Raw genomic sequence first — 17,497 nt, forward strand, 5'->3', positions numbered from 1 at the left:
GACCCTATCTGAGAGAAATGTGCAGCTTTTCAGGCTATCCCCGGCGCCTGAGTGTAGCTTTTCATGGACGAGAAGAGCGGACGGGCTTTACTCGCGGTCTCTTCCGAAATAGCCGCACGAGACATCCTCGGAGGCACACGCCGTACGGGTCGCGCCCGCCTTCGGGGCTAAAATGGCTTGCATTGTGGGTGCCTCGCCAACGAGCCCAGCGCCCAGAAAGGACGACCATGTCGCAGCCAAACAGCTTCATCGCACCAGACGTCGCACTCGTTCTCGAGGGTGGCGGCATGCGCGCGGCACACACGGCGGGCGTCGTGGCCTCGCTCATCGAGCACGAGGTGTGGCTACCCTACGTCTGCGGCCTATCTGCAGGCTCATCCAACGCCATCAACTACATCGCGCGCGACGCCGACCGCACGCGCCGTTGCTTCGTGGAAATCGCGGGCGACAAGCGCTTTGGCGGCTTTGGCTCGTTTGTGCGCCACAACGGCTTCTTTAACTCTGACTTCCTCTACATCGAGGCCATCGAGGACGGCACCTTGCCCATGGATTGGGAAGCCTACCAGGCAAATCCCACCAAGCTGCGCATCCAGTCCTTTGAGCGCGACACCGGCCGCGACGTTACCTGGACGCGCGCAGACACCACCGACCCCCTCACCACCGCTGCCCTCGTACGGGCAAGCTCCACGATGCCGTTCGTGATGAACCCCATCAGCTTGGGCGGCCAGGTCATGCTCGACGGCGGCCTGGGCACGGGCGCGGGTATTCCCCTGCACATGGCCGAGGAAGACGGCTACGAGCGCTTTCTCTTTGTGACGACGCGCCCAGCCGGCTACCGCAAGTCTCCCATGCATCGCGGGCAGCGCGGTCTGCTCCGCAGGCTCTGTGCCGGCCAGCCCCACCTGTTCGAGGCGCTCGACACTCGAGCTGAACGCTATAACGCCGCACTCGACCATGTCGAGGAGCTCGAGCGACAGGGCCGCGCCCTCGTCATCCGTCCCGAGAGCATGCCCATTCAGAACACCGAGACCAATGTCGAGCACCTGCGCGCCGTCTTTAACCACGGCCACGCCCTGGCTGAGCGCGAGATGGACCGCTGGATCGACTGGCTCACCCGCTAGCCCCAAGGAGGCACCATGAGCACCACCCACGAGCTGCGTCTTGTTTCTTGGAACGTCAACGGCCTGCGTGCCGTCATGAAGAAGGATCCGAGCTTTGTCGACGTCGTCGAACAGCTCGACGCCGACGTCTTTGCCGTCCAGGAGACTAAGCTGCAAGAGGGCCAGATTGAGCTCGACTTGCCTGGCTACCACCAGACCTGGAGCTATGCCGAGCGCAAGGGCTACTCAGGCACCGCGGTCTTCTCGCGCGAGGAGCCCCTGCGAGTGCTGTACGCAGATGCCGTGCTCGAAGTTGCCCACAACGCGTTGAGCGCCGAGGACGAGGCGCTCGTTGCCGTTGCCGCAACCGAGGGTCGCGTCTGCGCGCTCGAATTCGACAGCTACTGGTTTGTGAACGTCTACACGCCCAACGCCCAGGGCGAGCTCGCGCGCATCGACACGCGCCTTGCGTGGGATACTGCCTATCGCGAGTTTCTCGTGAGGCTTGCCGCCGAGAAGCCCGTGGTGACCTGCGGCGACTTTAACGTGGCACACGAGGAGATCGACCTCAAGAACCCCGGCCCCAACCGCGGCAACGCAGGGTTCTCCGACGAGGAGCGCGAGAGCTTCACGCGCCTGCTCGATGCCGGCTTCACCGACACCTTCCGCGCCAGGTTCCCCGAGCTCGCGGGCGCCTACAGCTGGTGGAGTTACCGCTTCAGGGCCCGCCAGAACAACGCAGGTTGGCGCATCGACTACTTCCTCGTCTCGAACGACGTGGCTGAGCGCGTCACCGGAGCATCAATTCTCTCCGAGGTTATGGGCAGCGACCACTGCCCCGTGGAGCTCTCCATCGAGCTGTAGGGAACAGCGGGCGGACGAGGGTCAAAAACCTCGCCCGCCCGCTTCGTCTCAATTAGGTGAGGCAGGGATACCCCACGCCCCTTGCCTACAGAGCAGGAGCGCCGATGCCCGACTCGTCGAGCGCGGCGAGGAACGACTGCCTGCTCGCCGTGGCGATGAGCTCAGGCGGGAAGTGGATCTCCTCGAGCATGGCCAGCGCATGGTCAAAGTGCCCCACGCCCACGCAGATGTGAGCATCGGTGTTGACGGCAACCTTGCAGCCCAGCTCGGCGCACGTCTCGGCAATCTTCTTGCAAGTGGCATCAACCGCGGGACGTCCAAAGTCGAGGCTGTGCTCGTTTATCTCGATGAGTTTGCCCAGTCGCTTGGCCTCGCCCACTACCTCGGGGATGTCGAAGGGCACGGCCGAGCGGCCCGTGTGGGCGAGCATGAGAACCTTGGGGTTCCGCAGGGCGTTGAGGTACATCTGCGTTGTGGCCGCAAGCGAGGCGTCGCGCGAGAAGGAGCGGTCGTGCACGCTGGCGATCACATAGTCGCTGCGCTTGAAGACGTCGTCGCGCAGGATGCGCGGCTCATCGAGCGGGCAGCCGTTGATCTCAATCTCGACCGGAATGTCGTGACCAAACATGTTGCCCTCGAGGTCGACGATGTCGGCCTCACAGCCATGGAGCAGCGTGACGCCCTCCCACTCGCGCGGCCAGCACGAGTAGTTGTAGAAGAACTGGAAGTTGCGCATGTGCTGGTCGGGGTAGAGCATGCAGCTGAAGTGGTCGGTCGAGGCGAGCAGCTCGAGGCCGGCATCGCGCGCGGCCAGGACGTTCTCGCGAATCGTCGAGTAGGAGTGGCGCGAGTAGAGCGTGTGGGTGTGGGTATCGCAGAGGTTCTGGTACATGCGGTTCCTTCCCGGGACTTACATCCCCATCAAAACGGGACGGCAGCCCTCCGGGGCCAACCATCCCAAAGAAAGGGCCGGGCACGCGATGCGCCCGGCCGCCAGCCATTACTTGTACTCGGCCGCAAGCGCGCGCCAGGCGGACATGGAGTTGACGATGGTGTCGTAACTCACGCAGTAGCCAACGCGCACCCAGCCCAGGCAGCCAAAGCTGTCGGAGGGAACGGGCAGCAGCTCATGGGCGCGGGCACGCTCGAAGAACGCGTTGGCGTCGGGCTCGAGGGCCTTGACCCACAGGTAGAAGGCACCCGCCGGCTCGATGTACTCGTAGCCCGCCTCGGCAAGGCCGGCCGTGAGGGCCTCGCGGTTGCGCGCGTAGGCGTCGACGTCACTCGGCACGTCGACGCAGTCGATGAGGACGCGCTGGAAGATGGCCGGAGCGCAGACAAAGCCCAGCGTGCGACCCGCACCAGCAACCGTGGGGATAAGGCGGTCGTGCTCGGGGTTGGTGGGAGGCACGAGCACCCAGCCAATGCGCTCGCCCGGAAGCGACAGGCTCTTGGAGTAGCTGTAGCACACGATGGTACGGTCATAGATCGCAGGCACCCACGGCACCTCGGCACCGTAGGTAATCTCGCGGTAAGGCTCGTCGGAGATAAGGTAGATGGGGTGGCCCAGTTCCTCGCCGCGCTTGCTCAGCACGCCAGCGAGGGCCTGCAGGGTCTCGCGGGTGTAGACGGTGCCCACCGGGTTGTTGGGCGAGTCGATGATGACGGCGGCGGTGCGCTCGGTGATAGCGGCGGCGACGGCCTCGGCGTCGATCTGGAAGGTGGCGGGGTCTGCCATGACCTCGACGCAGGTGCAGCCGCAGGTCTCGATCCAGACACGGTACTCGGGGAAGTACGGGGCAATGACGATGACCTCGTCACCAGGGTTGGTCACCGCATGGAGCGTGATGGTGAGCGAGGCGGCGGCGCCACAGGTGATGTAGAGGTCGCCAGCGGCAGCCACGTCACGGCCGCCCATCTCGGCGGAAAAGCGACGCGTGAGGGAGGCAGCGACGGCCTCGCGGCAGGCCGGCAGGCCGTTGGCGGGCGTGTAGCCGTGGACCTGCGCCGGGGGAAGTGCGGCAGAGGCCGTGAGCGAGGCGGCGACCTCGGCGGGCGCCGGGACGCTCGGGTTGCCCAGGCTAAAGTCGAAGACGTTCTCGGCGCCAATCTCGGCCTTGCGGGCGGCGCCATAGGCCGCGATCTCGCGGATGGAGCTCTTGGAGGCTCCGTAGCCGTACATGGTCTCGTTGATCATTTACATCCCCCTCGCGCTAAAGGCAGACGGCCGCGCAAGCGCGACCGTCCGTCATGGTTACTCGTTGTTGCGGTTCTCGTCAGACGCGCCTGGCTCGGCAGGCATGGCCGAGGCGGCATCGGCGTCGGCGGCCTCGGCCGCATCGTCGCTCGCGTCCTCCGCGGCAACCGCGACGCGCGCGGCCTCCGCAGCCTCGGCGGCAACAGCCTCGTCGAGCTCGCCGGGCTTCACGTCCTGCGAGGGCTTGGCGGCAGTCCCCTCCTCGGGATGGGCCTCGACGTAGGCATCCCACTTGTCGTCGAGCAGGGCCTCGACGACCTCGCCCTCGACCGTCTCGCGGGCAAGCAGGACGTTGGCCATCGTGTCCATCTGGTCACGACGGGCCTCGAGCACCTCGCGGGCGCGCTTGTGGGCCTCGCGCATGATGCGCTCGACCTCGTCATCGATGCGCTTGGCGGTCTCGGCCGAGTAGTCCTGGTGGTCGGCGTAGTCGCGGCCCAGGAAGACCTCGTGCTGGGCCTCGCCAAAGACCTGCGTACCCAGGGCCTCGCTCATGCCAAGGCGCGTGACCATCTGGCGGGCGATCTTGGTGGCGCGCTCGAGGTCGTTGCTGGCGCCGGTGGTGATGTCGTCGCAGAAGAGCTCCTCGGCGGTGCGGCCGGCGAGAAGGGCGGCGATCTGGTCGAGCATGCCGTCGCGCGTGTTGAGGAAGTGGTCCTCCTCGGGCAGCTGCAGCGTGTAGCCCAGCGCCTGGCCGCGGGCGATGATCGAAATCTTGTGCACCGGGTCGGAGTTCTCGAGCACGTGGCCCACGAGGGCGTGGCCGCTCTCGTGGTAGGCAATCGTGGTGCGCTCCTTGGCCGTCATGACGCGGCTCTTGCGCTCGGGTCCGGCGATGACGCGCTCCATGGCCTCCTCGACCTCGTCCATCGTGATCTTGGACTTGCGGCGACGCGCGGCGAGCAGGGCACTCTCGTTCATGAGGTTCATGAGATCAGCGCCCGTGAAGCCAGGCGTGAGCTTGGCCAGGCGGGCAAAGTCGATGTCACCGGCAAGGGGCTTGCCCTGCGCGTGCACGCGAATGATCTGCTCGCGGCCGGCGACGTCGGGGCGGTCGACCGTGACCTGACGGTCAAAGCGGCCGGGACGCAGCAGCGCCGGGTCGAGGATGTCGGGACGGTTGGTGGCAGCAATGAGAATCACGGCGTCGTTGGCATCGAAGCCGTCCATCTCGACGAGCAGCTGGTTGAGCGTCTGCTCGCGCTCGTCGTGGCCACCGCCCACACCGGCGCCGCGCTGGCGGCCCACGGCGTCGATCTCGTCGATGAAGATAATCGAGGGGCTCGCGGCCTTGGCCTGCTTGAACAGGTCGCGCACACGGCTGGCACCCACGCCAACGAACATCTCGACAAAGTCAGAGCCCGAGATGGAGAAGAACGGCACGCCCGCCTCGCCAGCAACGGCCTTGGCAAGCAGCGTCTTGCCCGTACCCGGAGGGCCCACGAGCAGCACGCCGCGCGGAATCTTGGCACCCAGCTTGTGGAAGCGCTCGGGCTCAGCGAGGAAGTCGCGAATCTCGCTGAGCTCCTCGACCGCCTCGTCAACGCCGGCGACGTCTGCGAACTTGACCTTGGGACGGGTCTCCTCGGTGGTCTTGGCCTTGGTCTTGCCAAAGCCCATGGCCTGGCCGTTCTGGTTCTGGACGCCACGCATGAAGAAGACAAACACGCAGATCATGAGCAGCGTTGGCAGCACGGTGAACAGCAGCGTCTCGACCCATTCGTCGCTCGAGGTGTCCACGGTGTAGGAGACCTTGGGGTGCTCCGCCATGAGCTCGGAGAGGCTGTCGTTTCCGGCATAGGTGCTCTTGAACGAGACGAGCTTGGAGTCGTTGCCCTTGTCGGCGTCGCTCTTCCAGTACTTGCCGGTGACCTCGCCGGAAGACACCTTGTAGGTGAGTGAGGAGACGCGATCGTCCTTTACGGCCGCCACAACGTCGCTCGTGGGAATGCTGGCAGACGCGGAGGAGACGCCGCCAAAGAGCGAGGGCATCATCGAGTAGACCAGGTAGCCAACGAGGGCAATCACAATGATTGCCGAGATGACGTTGGTGCGCGGCGTATTGGGACCGCCCTGCTCGGGCGGGCGCGGGCTGTTGTTATTGCTGCTCATAGACTACTTTCCGTAGACCTCCGGCTTGAGGATTCCAATGTAGGGAAGGTTGCGGTAACGCTCGGCGAAGTCGAGGCCGTAGCCCACGATGAACTCGTCGGGCACGTGCGCGCCCACGTAGCGCGGGGTCACGGCGGTCTGCTGGCCCGGGATGTCCTTCACGAGGAAGGCGGCGATCTCGAGGGAGGCCGGGTGGCGCGAGCGCAGGTTCTTCATGAGGTACTTGAGCGTGAGGCCCGAGTCGAGGATATCCTCGATGATCAGGACGTCGCGGCCCTCGATCTTGGTGTCGAGGTCCTTGACGATGCGGACGACGCCCGAGCTCACCGCGCCGTCGCCATAGCTCGAGACGGCCATGAAGTCGATGCCGAGCGGGCAGTCGATGGCACGCATGACATCGCCCATGAAGACGACGGCACCGCGGAGAACCGCGATGAGCAGCGGGTTCTTGCCCGCGTAGTCGCGCGTGATGTCGGCGCCCATGCGCGAGACGATGCCCTTGATGTCCTCCTCGGACAGAATGACCTTGCTAACGTCGGGATGAATCTGCTCCATGGCGCGTTCCTCTTTCCTTCCCGAGGCAGGCAGCCTCATGTACCACCGGCGCCGCTCGTCAGGCACACTCAGTGGAAATTAGATTCTAGCAACCCTCACGGACTGATATTGCGCGCGGCCCAAACCATTTGGGTGCAAGTTAACGTTGGGTGCTGCCCAGCGCCCAACCCGGGCGGCTACCAAAACAGGGGGGACGCGGTCGAGCAGAAAGTCCTCGATGGAGCAGGCGCCAGAGACCGCACCGCCCACGACGATTCGCTTGGCCTCGGGATTCTTGACGAGGAAGGCCGCCACGCCGTTTTGGCCAGCCTCGTTGCCACCCTTGATCTCGATGGCAGACAGGCTCGATCCGCAAATAAGAGCCGGCTTGCGGACCTCGCCTAGCGCAAGGACGTCCTGGGAGATGGTCGGCTCGATGATGGCGCCGCGCATGTATGACGCCCAACGGACAACGTCTGAGCTGAGGCGGGCCGCGCCGGGGTAGCCGCCAAAGAACAGGTAGTCATCGAGCGAGAAGCCAAAGGCCTCACGGCACTCGGCATAGCCCCAATGCGGCGAGCGGATGAGCTCGTAGCGTCCCGCAAGCGAGTCCTCAAACCCCTTGTGGAGGAGGAGCGACGAAGAACCGCTGAGAATGGGCTTGACCTGCACGTTTTCCCTGCGGTCCCTGTCGTAAAGGGACTTCACCGCCGCAGACCAATGCGGGACCTTTTGAATCTCATCCACGACGAGCACGACGGGCGCCTCGCGGGCCATATTGCGCGCCTGCTGCCACTCAGTTTCGAGCCATTGAGTCGACGGGGTGATAGCGTCATCGACGCTTACGAAGTGATGGAGTGCCCCTGTCCTCGCGAGAGCTTGGGAGATCATAGTCGTCTTGCCCGTCTGGCGCGGGCCAACGACAACCTGGATGTACGGGCTGTCTCGTTCGACAATCCTGTTCGCGATGGTATCGACCTGACTTCGCTCAAACACGTGCCCTCACCTGTCCTTTTGCTCACCCAAAATCTTTTACTCATTACGATTAGTATTCGATAAGGATGCAGGTAAGAGCATGCACTGATTGCTAGTTATGAGGGCCCTCAATCCTCTGCTGGGCACTCGCAAGCAGCGACTCAATGAGCCTGAGCTTCGTATCGTCCAGACGATACGAAGGCGTAGTAACGCCCATTCCGTACATTGCCTTGCCGTTGATGTGAATGGGTACGGCCACGCAGGTCACGCCATCCGTAATCTCCTCATAATCATGAGCGAATCCCGTGCGGCGAACCTCGAGCAACTGGTCCCATAGGACATTGGCACTCGTAATCGTGTTCGCCGTGAATGAGGTGAACTTCTTGGGAAGCAACCGGTTGACCTCGGGACGCGTCTTTTCGGAGAGAATGGCCTTTCCGATGGCGGTGCAGTAAGCCGGGAACACCTTCCCCACGTCAGAGATCAGTCGAATGGGCGACGGGGAATCGACCTTGGCAATGTAGGCGACGTTACCGCCCTCGAGCATGCCCAATTGACACGTCTCGCCACAAGCGTCAACGATACGATGCATCTCTTCGATGATGAAATGGAGCTCAGGGTCCGAGCCTCCATACACCTTGCCAGCCAAATACGTGTTGACCCCGATGGCATAGCGACCGGAAACGGCATCGTACGAGATGTAGTTCATATACTCCATCGTATGGAGCATGGGCGAGAGCGTTCCTTTGGGGATGTCCGTCATTCGCTGAACGTCCGTAAACGTCAGCCCGTCCTCGTATTTTGAGAGCAGGCCAAGTAGTTCGAGGACGCGACAGGTTGCACGGTGGAGTTTAGTAGAGTCTTCGGCTTCCATTCTTTTCCCAACCTACGCGCGCGACACACCGGGGTCAGACGACCCCTTGTGATTTCAATTTCGATGCTAGCCGAAAAGTCGAGCAAATCACCGATGAGTTTGAATATTCGAACTCAGTTTGCCATTTGCGGCCAAGAATCGACCGCTCGCCCTTGTCATCCTCCGTTCCGCTAATTATCGGGAATACGATGCAGCCATCAACCGAACTTGGTTTGATATATCGATCATAAAGAAAGGACGGATATGTTTGGAACATCGGCCGGACTCATCGTTGCGGCGCTGATCGGCATCGCCGTAATCGTGTGTCTCATCGTATTTGCCAAGGTGCACGCATTCCTGGCGCTCATGTTGGGCTCGTTCGTCATGGCAATTCTTGCGGGCGTACCCCTCACCGATTCGTTTACGTCGTTTACCACGGGCCTGGGGAGCACCGTGGGAAACGTGGGCGTCCTCATCGTGCTCGGCTCGATGATTGGCGTGCTGCTCACGAAGACCGGCGCGTCCGATCAGATCGTCGACACGATCGTCGCTCATTCGTCCAAGAAGGCCCTTCCCTGGGCCATCGCGGCCATCGCCTTCATCATGGGCATTTCCCTGTTCTTTGAGGTTGGCCTCGTTCTGATGATCCCCGTGGTCATGAGCCTTGCCAAGCGCCAGAACATGCCTGCCATCGCGCTGGGCATCCCCGCCATCGCCGCACTTGGTTGCCTGCACGGCTTCGTGCCGCCCCACCCCGGCCCCCTGACGGCCATCTCCTACCTCAACGCCAACCTTGGCGTCACCCTGGCGCTCGGACTCATCATTGCCATCCCCACCACCATCGTCTCCGGCCCGATTGCCGCCAAGTGGATGGCCAAGGCAGTGCCCGTCAAGGCTAACGAGGACTACGCCGCGAGCGACACCTCCATCGCCGTGGAGAACCGCCCGTCCTTCATCGCGTCGCTCATGATCGTCCTGCTCCCCGTCATCCTCATGCTGCTCAACGCAATCTTTGAGCTCACCGGACTGCAGATCCCGTACATCACCACGCTCGTCTCGTTCTTCGGAAGCTCTGTCGTGGCGCTGCTCACCGCCGTCATCTCCGGTGTCTTTGCCCTTGGTCTCAAGGGCGGCCGCTCCTTCAAGGATGTCAACGGCCTGCTCGGCAGCTCCTTCACCTCCATCGCCGGCATCCTGATGATCGTGGGGGCGGGCGGCGGCTTCAAGCAGACGCTCGTTGACTCCGGCATTGCCGATGTTCTCGGTGGCTACCTCGTTCAGCTCGCAGTGCCCATCTTTGTGTCCGCTTGGCTTATCGCCGTCTTCATTCGCCTGGCAACCGGCTCCGCGACCGTCGCCACCATCACCGCGGCAGGCATCGTCGCCCCTCTCGCGGCCTCTTGCTCGACGGCTGAGCTCAGCCTCATCGTTCTCGCCATTGGTGCCGGCTCCATGTTCTTCTCCCACGTCAATGACGGAGGCTTCTGGATGGTCAAGGAGTACTTCGGCCTCACGATGGGACAGACATTCAAGACGTGGTCCCTCAGCTGCACGCTGATCTCCGTCATCGGCCTCATTGGCGTGTGCCTGCTGAGCCTGTTCGTCTAGCCCTCGACCCACCAGAAAGGTAATTAATAATGCGCAAGCCCAAGTTCATCGTCCCCGCCGTCACCGTCTTCGACGAGAAGGGCGCGGTCGACCCGAACGCCAACGTCAAGCTTTGGAACGAGCTCATCGGGCGCGGCGTCGACGGAATTCTTCTTCACGGCAGCAACGGCGAGTTCTTCGCGCTCTCAGAGCAGGAGCGCACGAAGCTCATCGAAGCCGCCGCCGAGGTTGCCCGCGGCAAGGTCGACCTTATCGTGGGGACCGGCACCAACGCAGTTGCCGAGACCGTCAGGCTCTCCAAGCGCGCACTCGAGCTCGGTGCCGATGCCGCCATGGTCATCACCCCGTTCTACTTTGGCCTTGGTCACGAGGGAATCGTCGAATACCTCTGCGCCGTGGCAGGCCAGGTTGACGGCAACGTCATGCTCTACAACTTCCCCGCCCGCACCGGCAACGACATCGACGCCGACGCAGTTCGCCAGGTCGTCACCCGCTGTCCCAACGTCATTGGCATCAAGGACACCGTCACCGACATGGGGCACACCCGCGCCATCATCGAGGCCGTCGCCGACATCGCCCCCGACTTCATCGTCTACTCGGGATTCGACGAGAATTTTGCTCACAACGGTCTCACCGGCGGAAGCGGGTGCATCGCCGCGCTGGCCAACATCTACCCAGAGCTCACCCACGCTTGGGCCACGGCACTTGGCGCCTCGGACTGGGACCGCGTGGAGAAGATCCAGCACGTCATCGACGGACTGGCCTCGGTCTACGACGTGGCACCGCTGTTCGTCCCCGCGGTCAAGTACGCAATGTCGCTTCGCGGCCTGCCGGTAAAGCCCATCTGCCGCTCCACGGTTCTCCCCCTCACCGAGGACCAGAAGGAGCAGATTGCAGCAATTCTCGAAACCGCACGTCAGAGCATCGAGGCCAATAACCTCGTCTAATTAGTGCGTAGGACGTCTCCCTATCAAAGAAGAACGTGGCCTTATGGCCGAGAAGAGAAAGGAACCATTGTGTCTACTCTCGACTCCATCTACTCCAACCAGCCCGAGGGTATCTACGACTCTCCCACGCATGCCGACGGCCCCAAGGGCAAGCTGCCCCTGACCGACAAGATCCTGCGCGAGAGCCCGAGCGGAGACATGTTTGGCATGACGCTTAACGCGGGAATGGGCTGGGAGCCGAGCGAGCTCGCCAACGATGGCGTCATGATGATCTCGACGCTGGCTGGAATTCGCTCCGAGGACGGCACGCCCAAGGCGCTCGCCCTGCACACGGGCGGCTACGAGCTGGGCGTTCAGCTTGAGGCCGCGGCGAAGGTCTTCAAGGAGAACCACAAGCTCCCCTATGCGACCTTCGTCTCCGATCCCTGCGATGGCCGCACCCAGGGAACCATCGGCATGTTCGACTCGCTGCCCTACCGCAACGACGCAGCCATGGTCTTCCGCCGCCTCATTCGCTCGCTTCCCACGCGCAAGGGTGTCCTTGGCGTTGCAAGCTGCGACAAGGGTCTGCCGGCGACCATGATGGCCCTCGCCTCCCAGCACGATCTGCCCACCGTCCTCTGCCCCGGCGGCTCTACCCTCATGCCCAAGGATGGCGAGGATGCCGGCACCATTCAGACCATCGGCGCCCGATACGCCTACGACGAGATCACTCTCGAGCAGGCCGCCTGCAGGGGCTGCCATGCCTGCGCCTCCGCCGGTGGCGGATGTCAGTTCCTTGGAACCGCGGGCACTTCGCAGGTCGTTGCCGAGGGCCTCGGCTTTGCCATCACCCACTCTGCCCTCGCCCCTTCCGGCACCAAGATCTGGGAGGACATCGCCGCCGGTTCCGCCCGCGCCCTGCTCACCCTCATGGAGAAGGGCATCACCACCAAGGACATCATCACCTGGGAGGCCGTCGAGAATGCGATGATCGTCCACGCGGCCTTTGGCGGCTCGACCAACCTGCTTCTCCACCTTCCCGCCATTGCCTTTGAGGCTGGCGTCAAGCGCCCAACCGTTGACGACTGGTCGCGCATCAACCGCGCCGTGCCGCGCATCGTGAGCGTGATGCCCATTGGCCCCGTCCACTATCCGACCAGCATGGCCTTCATGGCAGGCGGCGTGCCCGAGGTCATGCTCAAGCTTCGCGACCTCGGCCTTCTCCACGAGGACGTCATGACCGTTACCGGCCAGACCCTCGGCGAGAACCTCGACTGGTGGGAGAACAGCGAGCGCCGTGCCCAGTGTCGCAAGCACCTCGAGGAGACCACTGGCGTTTCGCCCGACGAGATCATCATGACCCCCGAGGCCGCAAAGGGCCGCGGCATGACCTCGACGGTCACCTTCCCCAAGGGCAACATCGCGCCCGAGGGTTCCGTCGTAAAGTCCACGGCCATCGACCCGCGCGCCATCGATGATGACGGCGTCTACCGCCACACCGCCAAGGCCAAGGTATACCGTTCCGAGAAGGCCGCCATCAAGGCAATCAAGGAGCACGAGGTCCAGCCCGGCGACATCATGGTCGTTCTTGGCGTTGGCCCGATGGGCACCGGCATGGAGGAGACCTATCAGCTCACCAGCGCCCTCAAGAAGGTCCCGAACGGCCACCTCATCGCGCTGATCACCGACGCGCGCTTCTCTGGAGTCTCCACCGGCGCCTGCTTCGGCCACGTTGGCCCCGAGGCTCTTGCCGGCGGCCCCATCGGCAAGCTTCGCGACGGCGACGTCGTCGAGATCATCGTTGACACCAACAAGCTCGAGGGTTCGATCAACTTCATCGGCACCGACGAGAAGAACCCGCTCCCCTACGATGAGGCCGCGAAGATCCTCGACGAGCGCGAGCTTCTCGAGGGCGTTGGTCCCGACGAGGACCTGCCCGACGACACGCGCATTTGGGCTGCTCTCCAGGACGTCTCCGGCGGCACTTGGCAGGGCTGCGTCTACGACGCCGACAAGATTGTCGAGGCAATCAATGCTGGCAAGAAGGCACTTACGGATAAGTAGGAAGTCAATAGGCGCGCTCCCTTCTTAACGCGTCTGCAAGGCAGCAGGGGCACCCAACCTTATGGCTGGGTGCCCTTCTGTTTAGCAAAGGCGCGCAAGCAAACAAGCCCTACTCGTTGGGCCGCCACGAGAGTTCGAGGGCAACGCGGGTGGCGCTCGTGACGCGGGCGCGCTCATCGGCTCGCAGGGGCGCCACCCACACGACAGGTCCGCCAACACCACTGCGCACCACGGGCACCGCACCGCGCAGGCTCGCCTCGACCTTGGCATCGATGAGCAGGTCGGACAGCTTCTTCGACTGCCCATGCATCCCCAGGGGACACAGCACTTCGCCAAGCTCCGGGCCAGAGACCCATAGCCTGCCGCCCAGCTGTCCCACGCCACACGCGGCGGCGTCGAGCAGAACCGAGAAGCCCTCCCACTCGCGCGCGTGCGCCCTTGCCACCGCCACGGGGTCGCTTCCCACCGTGAGCTCGCGCAGCCTCGCCGAGAGCGTCCCCGCCGCAAGGTCGAGCTCGCCCACCTGGCCCGGGGCCGCAATGGTGGCCGACTTGCCCGCGACGCCCGCGAGGGCCGGCACCTCGAGCCAGCCGCTCGTCTCGCCCAGCCCCTGTGCCTCGCGCGCCCTGATGCTCAGCGCCCCGTAGCTCACGCGGACATCGACCCCGCTCGGCAACGTGGCAGACCCCGTGCCAGCGGCAACGATCTGCAGCACGCGCGCCACGTGACCCGCCTCGATGCGGCACTCGGGGCACGCCTTCGCGACCGCCATCCGCACGACCCGGCGCGCAATCGCCACGTCGGTCGCGGCGAGGCGCGCGGCGTCGAGGGCAACCAGGCCGTTCGCGCGGCGCCGCTCGAGGGCGCGGTAGGCACGCGCAGCCACCTGGGTGAGATAGGAGTCCTCGTCCGAGAGAATCTCGCAGGTGGAGGCCATCGACTCGAACAGCCGCGGGTTGCGCTGGCGGGCAAGCGGCACGATCTCATGCCTCACGAAGTTGCGCAGGTAGTGGGTATCGGCGTTCGTGGCGTCCTCATGCCATTCGACGCCACGCATACGCAGCAGGTCGCACAGCTGCTCGTGGGTCATGTCCAGAAGAGGCCGCACGATGCGGTTGCGGCGGCGCGGAATCGAGGAGAGCCCCTGCGTGCCCGACCCCTTGATGGCGTGCATGAAGAACGTCTCGGTGCGATCGTTCGCCGTGTGCGCCGTGACGATGCGCGCGCTCGACCTTGGCAGCCCCGCCTCGGCGCACAGCTCGTTTGCCAGGTGGTTTGCCGCGGCATAGCGCACCTCGCGTGCCACGTTCTCGACGTTGGAGTCGCCCCACTCGGCAGAGGCAGCAAGCGCCGCCACGTCGACCCGGCGCACCGTTACAGGGACCCCCAGGCTCTCGGAGAGCTCGCGCACAAAGCGCTCGTCGGCATCGGCATCGGCACCCCTGAGCTGGTGGTTTACATGCAGAACATGCAGGCGCTCGCGGGCGATGCGCGCACGTCCGCGCCCGTCGTCGATGTCGAGCTCGCCCGTCGCGGCCAACACGAGCAGCGCCGTTGAGTCCGCGCCGCCCGAGACCATGAGCACCACGGGACCAAGCTTCTCGGCACCGGCGCGGCCGCTTGGACGCTCGAAGGCCTGACCCGAGCCATACCTGCTGCTCACGCTCGCCACGCCCGCTCACCCCATCCGTTTGGCCCGCGACGCTCCTCGCGGGCTATCCTATTGGCTTGTCTAGTGTACGACCACGAGGGGCCGCCCGGCACTTCCCTCGCGACCAATTCGCCGCAGCTAGCGACACACATAAGGAGCCAACCATGGCATACCAGCTAGAACTTTGCTGCCCCGCAACGCCAGGCGAGCAAGACTATGACGCCTCGCTCGCCACAAACGCCACGCGAACCTTCGTGGGCTTCGAGGGCCAGGGCGCCATCGAGGCGCGCGCGCAGCGCCCCGACGCCTTCCGCGTCTTTGTGAACGGCTCGCCCATCTCGCTCGCAGGAGAGGCAGACGCCGAGGGCTGGGTGTGCGCAAGCATCGCCCACGCAACCGTCAATGGCGACAACTACCTGCAGGTCAGCACCCTCGAGGCCAACGCGGGCACCATCGAGGTGCGCATTGCCTACCCAACCCTTCGCGACGACACCGCCGCCTGGGAGAGCAACCCCTCGCTCGCCCTGCTCGACCAGGTCATTAACGCCGAGGTCAAGGCCGGCTTCTCGTGCGGCCAGCTCGTCGTGGCAAAAGACGGCGCCATCATCGCCCGCTGCTGTTACGGGGCCACCAACTCCTACCTGCCAGATGGCACGCCCATCCCGGCCGCCGAGCGAAGGCCCGTCACGGACGAGACGCTCTTCGACATGGCGAGCAACACCAAGATGTATGCCTGCAACCTTGCCCTGCAGAAGCTCGCGAGCGAGGGCAGGCTCGACCTCGCGGCGCGCGTGCGCGACTACCTGCCCGAGTTCCGCGACCAGCCGGGCGCCGCGATTCCCGGCAAGGACGAGCTCACCATCACCGAGCTGCTCCAGCACCAGGCGGGCTTCCCGGCAGACCCCAGCTACCACAACGTCGACTACGACCCCCAGCTCCACAGGGTCGTGGCCGGCAGTCGCGCCAACGCCGCCCTCTTTACCCAGAGCCGTGATGAGGCGCTCGAGAAGATCATCGCCACGCCGCTCGAGTACGCCCCCGGCACCGCCACGCGCTACTCGGACGTCGACTACATGCTGCTTGGCTTTGTGGTCGAGGCCATAACCGGCCGGCGCCTCGACGATTACGTGCGTGAGCAGATCTATGAGCCCCTGGGGCTTGCCCGCACCACGTTCGAGCCTCTCAAGCACGGCTTTTCCAAGGATGACTGTGCGGCGACCGAGCTCATGGGCAACACGCGCGATGGCGCGGTGGGCTTCGAGGGCGTGCGCCGCCACACCGTTCAGGGCGAGTGCCACGACGCCAAGGCCTTCCACGTGATGGGCGGCGTCTCGGGCCATGCCGGCCTCTTCTCCTGCGCGAGCGACGTTGCCGTGCTCATGCAGGTCATCGTCAACCGCGGCGGCTACGGCAACGTGCGCCTCTTTGACGAGGACACCCTCGACCGCTTCATCAAGCCCAAGGACACCGACCCCACCTTTGGCCTGGGCTGGCGCCGCAAGGCCCACGCCGGCTACACGCAGATCTTCTCGCAAGTACCCGACACGGCGAGCGTTGGCCACACCGGCTGGACCGGCACCTTTACCCTCATCGACCCCGTGAACCACCTTGCCATCGCCTGGCTCACGAGCCGCCGCAACACGCCCGTGCTCGACCCCGCCACAGACCCCAACGACTTCGTGGGCTGCCACTTCCTCGCCGGGCGCTACGCCATCGTTCCCACCCTGGTCTACCAGGCACTCCACACCTCGGCCGAGGCGGCGGACGCCCTGCTTGCAGACCTCGTGCGAGCAAAGCGCGCTGAGCTCGCCGGCGGCGGGGCCTTTGACACCGCCCCCGACCGAGCAGACCTCGCCGCCCTCGAGAGCGTTGCCCGCGAGCGAGGTGTGCGAGCGTGAACGGATGGGAGACCGAGTTTGGCACGCACGATGCCGCAAGCGACCTAGACCTGCCCTGGCCGCAGGAGGCCACCCCACTGGCGCCGCTCATGCACCTGCATGTTCTGGCGAGCGGGTCCAAGGGCAACGCCGCGGTGGTAGAGGGGCCGCAGGGAAGCGTCCTCATCGACGACGGTCTGAGCCGCCGCGAGCTGCTGCGGCGCGCCGACGAGCTGGGCGTCAACATGGATCGCGTTGGCTGCGTCGTGGTGACGCACGAGCACAGCGACCACGTGAGCGGCCTCACCGTCTTCTGCAAGCGCTACTCCGGCAGGCTCGTTGCCACGGCCGGCACCGCCAGCGGGCGCAAGTACCTCGCCACGTTGCCGTTTGAGCTGGTGAACAGCGCAGACGAGTTCGAGACCTGCGGCATGCGCGTGCGCACCTTCCCCACCTCGCACGACGTGGCCGACCCCTTTGGGCTGCGCTTCGACTGCGAGACGAGCGCAGGCGCCGACAGCCTGGGCTACTGCACCGACACGGGCGTACTGGGCAACCGCGCGCTCGAGCTGCTGCGGGACGTGCGTATCCTGGCCCTCGAGAGCAACCACGACGAGCGCATGCTCGCCACCGGCCCCTACCCCGCCATCCTCAAGGAGCGCGTGGCGGGCGA

At 64.6% G+C, this 17,497-nt stretch carries 14 protein-coding genes; 7 read left to right on the top strand and 7 right to left on the bottom strand.

What is annotated here, in order from left to right:
- The first annotated feature begins 227 nt into the window (after window positions 1–227).
- Together AC1VTH_RS00355 and AC1VTH_RS00360 are read left to right on the top strand one after the other, a co-directional pair.
- Complete coding sequence (locus AC1VTH_RS00355) at window positions 228–1,121, top strand: patatin-like phospholipase family protein (protein ID WP_481334053.1); 894 nt, start codon at window positions 228–230, stop codon at window positions 1,119–1,121.
- Between the two features lie 15 nt (window positions 1,122–1,136).
- Window positions 1,137–1,964, top strand: coding sequence for an exodeoxyribonuclease III (locus tag AC1VTH_RS00360; RefSeq protein WP_481334054.1), 828 nt, complete (start codon window positions 1,137–1,139; stop codon window positions 1,962–1,964).
- An 85-nt stretch (window positions 1,965–2,049) separates the two neighbouring features.
- Here AC1VTH_RS00360 and AC1VTH_RS00365 read toward each other — a convergent pair whose 3' ends face one another.
- From AC1VTH_RS00365 to AC1VTH_RS00390, 6 genes are all read right to left on the bottom strand, one after another.
- On the bottom strand, window positions 2,050–2,856 hold the full coding sequence (locus AC1VTH_RS00365) for a phosphatase (RefSeq protein ID WP_301830535.1): 807 nt from the start codon (window positions 2,854–2,856) through the stop codon (window positions 2,050–2,052).
- Window positions 2,857–2,964: 108 nt separating this feature from the next.
- Window positions 2,965–4,161, bottom strand: coding sequence for a pyridoxal phosphate-dependent aminotransferase (locus AC1VTH_RS00370; RefSeq protein ID WP_481334056.1), 1,197 nt, complete (start codon window positions 4,159–4,161; stop codon window positions 2,965–2,967).
- Between the two features lie 57 nt (window positions 4,162–4,218).
- Entirely contained in the window at window positions 4,219–6,333 is a 2,115-nt protein-coding gene (gene ftsH / locus AC1VTH_RS00375) for an ATP-dependent zinc metalloprotease FtsH (protein ID WP_481334057.1), read from the bottom strand.
- A gap of 3 nt (window positions 6,334–6,336) precedes the next feature.
- On the bottom strand, window positions 6,337–6,888 hold the full coding sequence (gene hpt, locus AC1VTH_RS00380; protein ID WP_481334059.1) for a hypoxanthine phosphoribosyltransferase: 552 nt from the start codon (window positions 6,886–6,888) through the stop codon (window positions 6,337–6,339).
- A gap of 78 nt (window positions 6,889–6,966) precedes the next feature.
- Window positions 6,967–7,863: an AAA family ATPase gene (locus AC1VTH_RS00385; protein ID WP_481334061.1), complete on the bottom strand. Its 897-nt coding sequence runs from the start codon at window positions 7,861–7,863 to the stop codon at window positions 6,967–6,969.
- Window positions 7,864–7,954: 91 nt separating this feature from the next.
- Entirely contained in the window at window positions 7,955–8,716 is a 762-nt protein-coding gene (locus AC1VTH_RS00390) for an IclR family transcriptional regulator (protein ID WP_481334063.1), read from the bottom strand.
- 243 nt (window positions 8,717–8,959) lie between these two features.
- Here AC1VTH_RS00390 and AC1VTH_RS00395 point away from each other — a divergent pair, with 243 nt between their 5' ends.
- The 3 genes from AC1VTH_RS00395 (at window position 8,960) to AC1VTH_RS00405 (ending at window position 13,296) form a co-directional block, all read left to right on the top strand.
- Window positions 8,960–10,303, top strand: coding sequence for a GntP family permease (locus tag AC1VTH_RS00395; RefSeq protein ID WP_481334065.1), 1,344 nt, complete (start codon window positions 8,960–8,962; stop codon window positions 10,301–10,303).
- A gap of 29 nt (window positions 10,304–10,332) precedes the next feature.
- Window positions 10,333–11,250, top strand: coding sequence for a dihydrodipicolinate synthase family protein (locus AC1VTH_RS00400; RefSeq protein ID WP_481334067.1), 918 nt, complete (start codon window positions 10,333–10,335; stop codon window positions 11,248–11,250).
- A 69-nt stretch (window positions 11,251–11,319) separates the two neighbouring features.
- Window positions 11,320–13,296 (top strand): YjhG/YagF family D-xylonate dehydratase, encoded by a 1,977-nt coding sequence (locus AC1VTH_RS00405; RefSeq protein ID WP_481334069.1) that lies wholly within the window; start codon window positions 11,320–11,322, stop codon window positions 13,294–13,296.
- Between the two features lie 109 nt (window positions 13,297–13,405).
- Here the strand turns inward: AC1VTH_RS00405 and tilS are convergent, their stop codons facing one another.
- Window positions 13,406–14,959: a tRNA lysidine(34) synthetase TilS gene (gene tilS, locus AC1VTH_RS00410; protein WP_481334070.1), complete on the bottom strand. Its 1,554-nt coding sequence runs from the start codon at window positions 14,957–14,959 to the stop codon at window positions 13,406–13,408.
- A 152-nt stretch (window positions 14,960–15,111) separates the two neighbouring features.
- Here tilS and pbp4b point away from each other — a divergent pair, with 152 nt between their 5' ends.
- Entirely contained in the window at window positions 15,112–16,845 is a 1,734-nt protein-coding gene (pbp4b, locus tag AC1VTH_RS00415; RefSeq protein WP_481334072.1) for a penicillin binding protein PBP4B, read from the top strand.
- On the top strand, window positions 16,842–17,497 hold a 656-nt coding region (locus tag AC1VTH_RS00420), incomplete at its 3' end, for an MBL fold metallo-hydrolase (RefSeq protein ID WP_481334074.1). The genes pbp4b and AC1VTH_RS00420, both read left to right, overlap by 4 nt.

The sequence above is a fragment of the Parolsenella sp. genome (genome assembly GCF_982402205.1).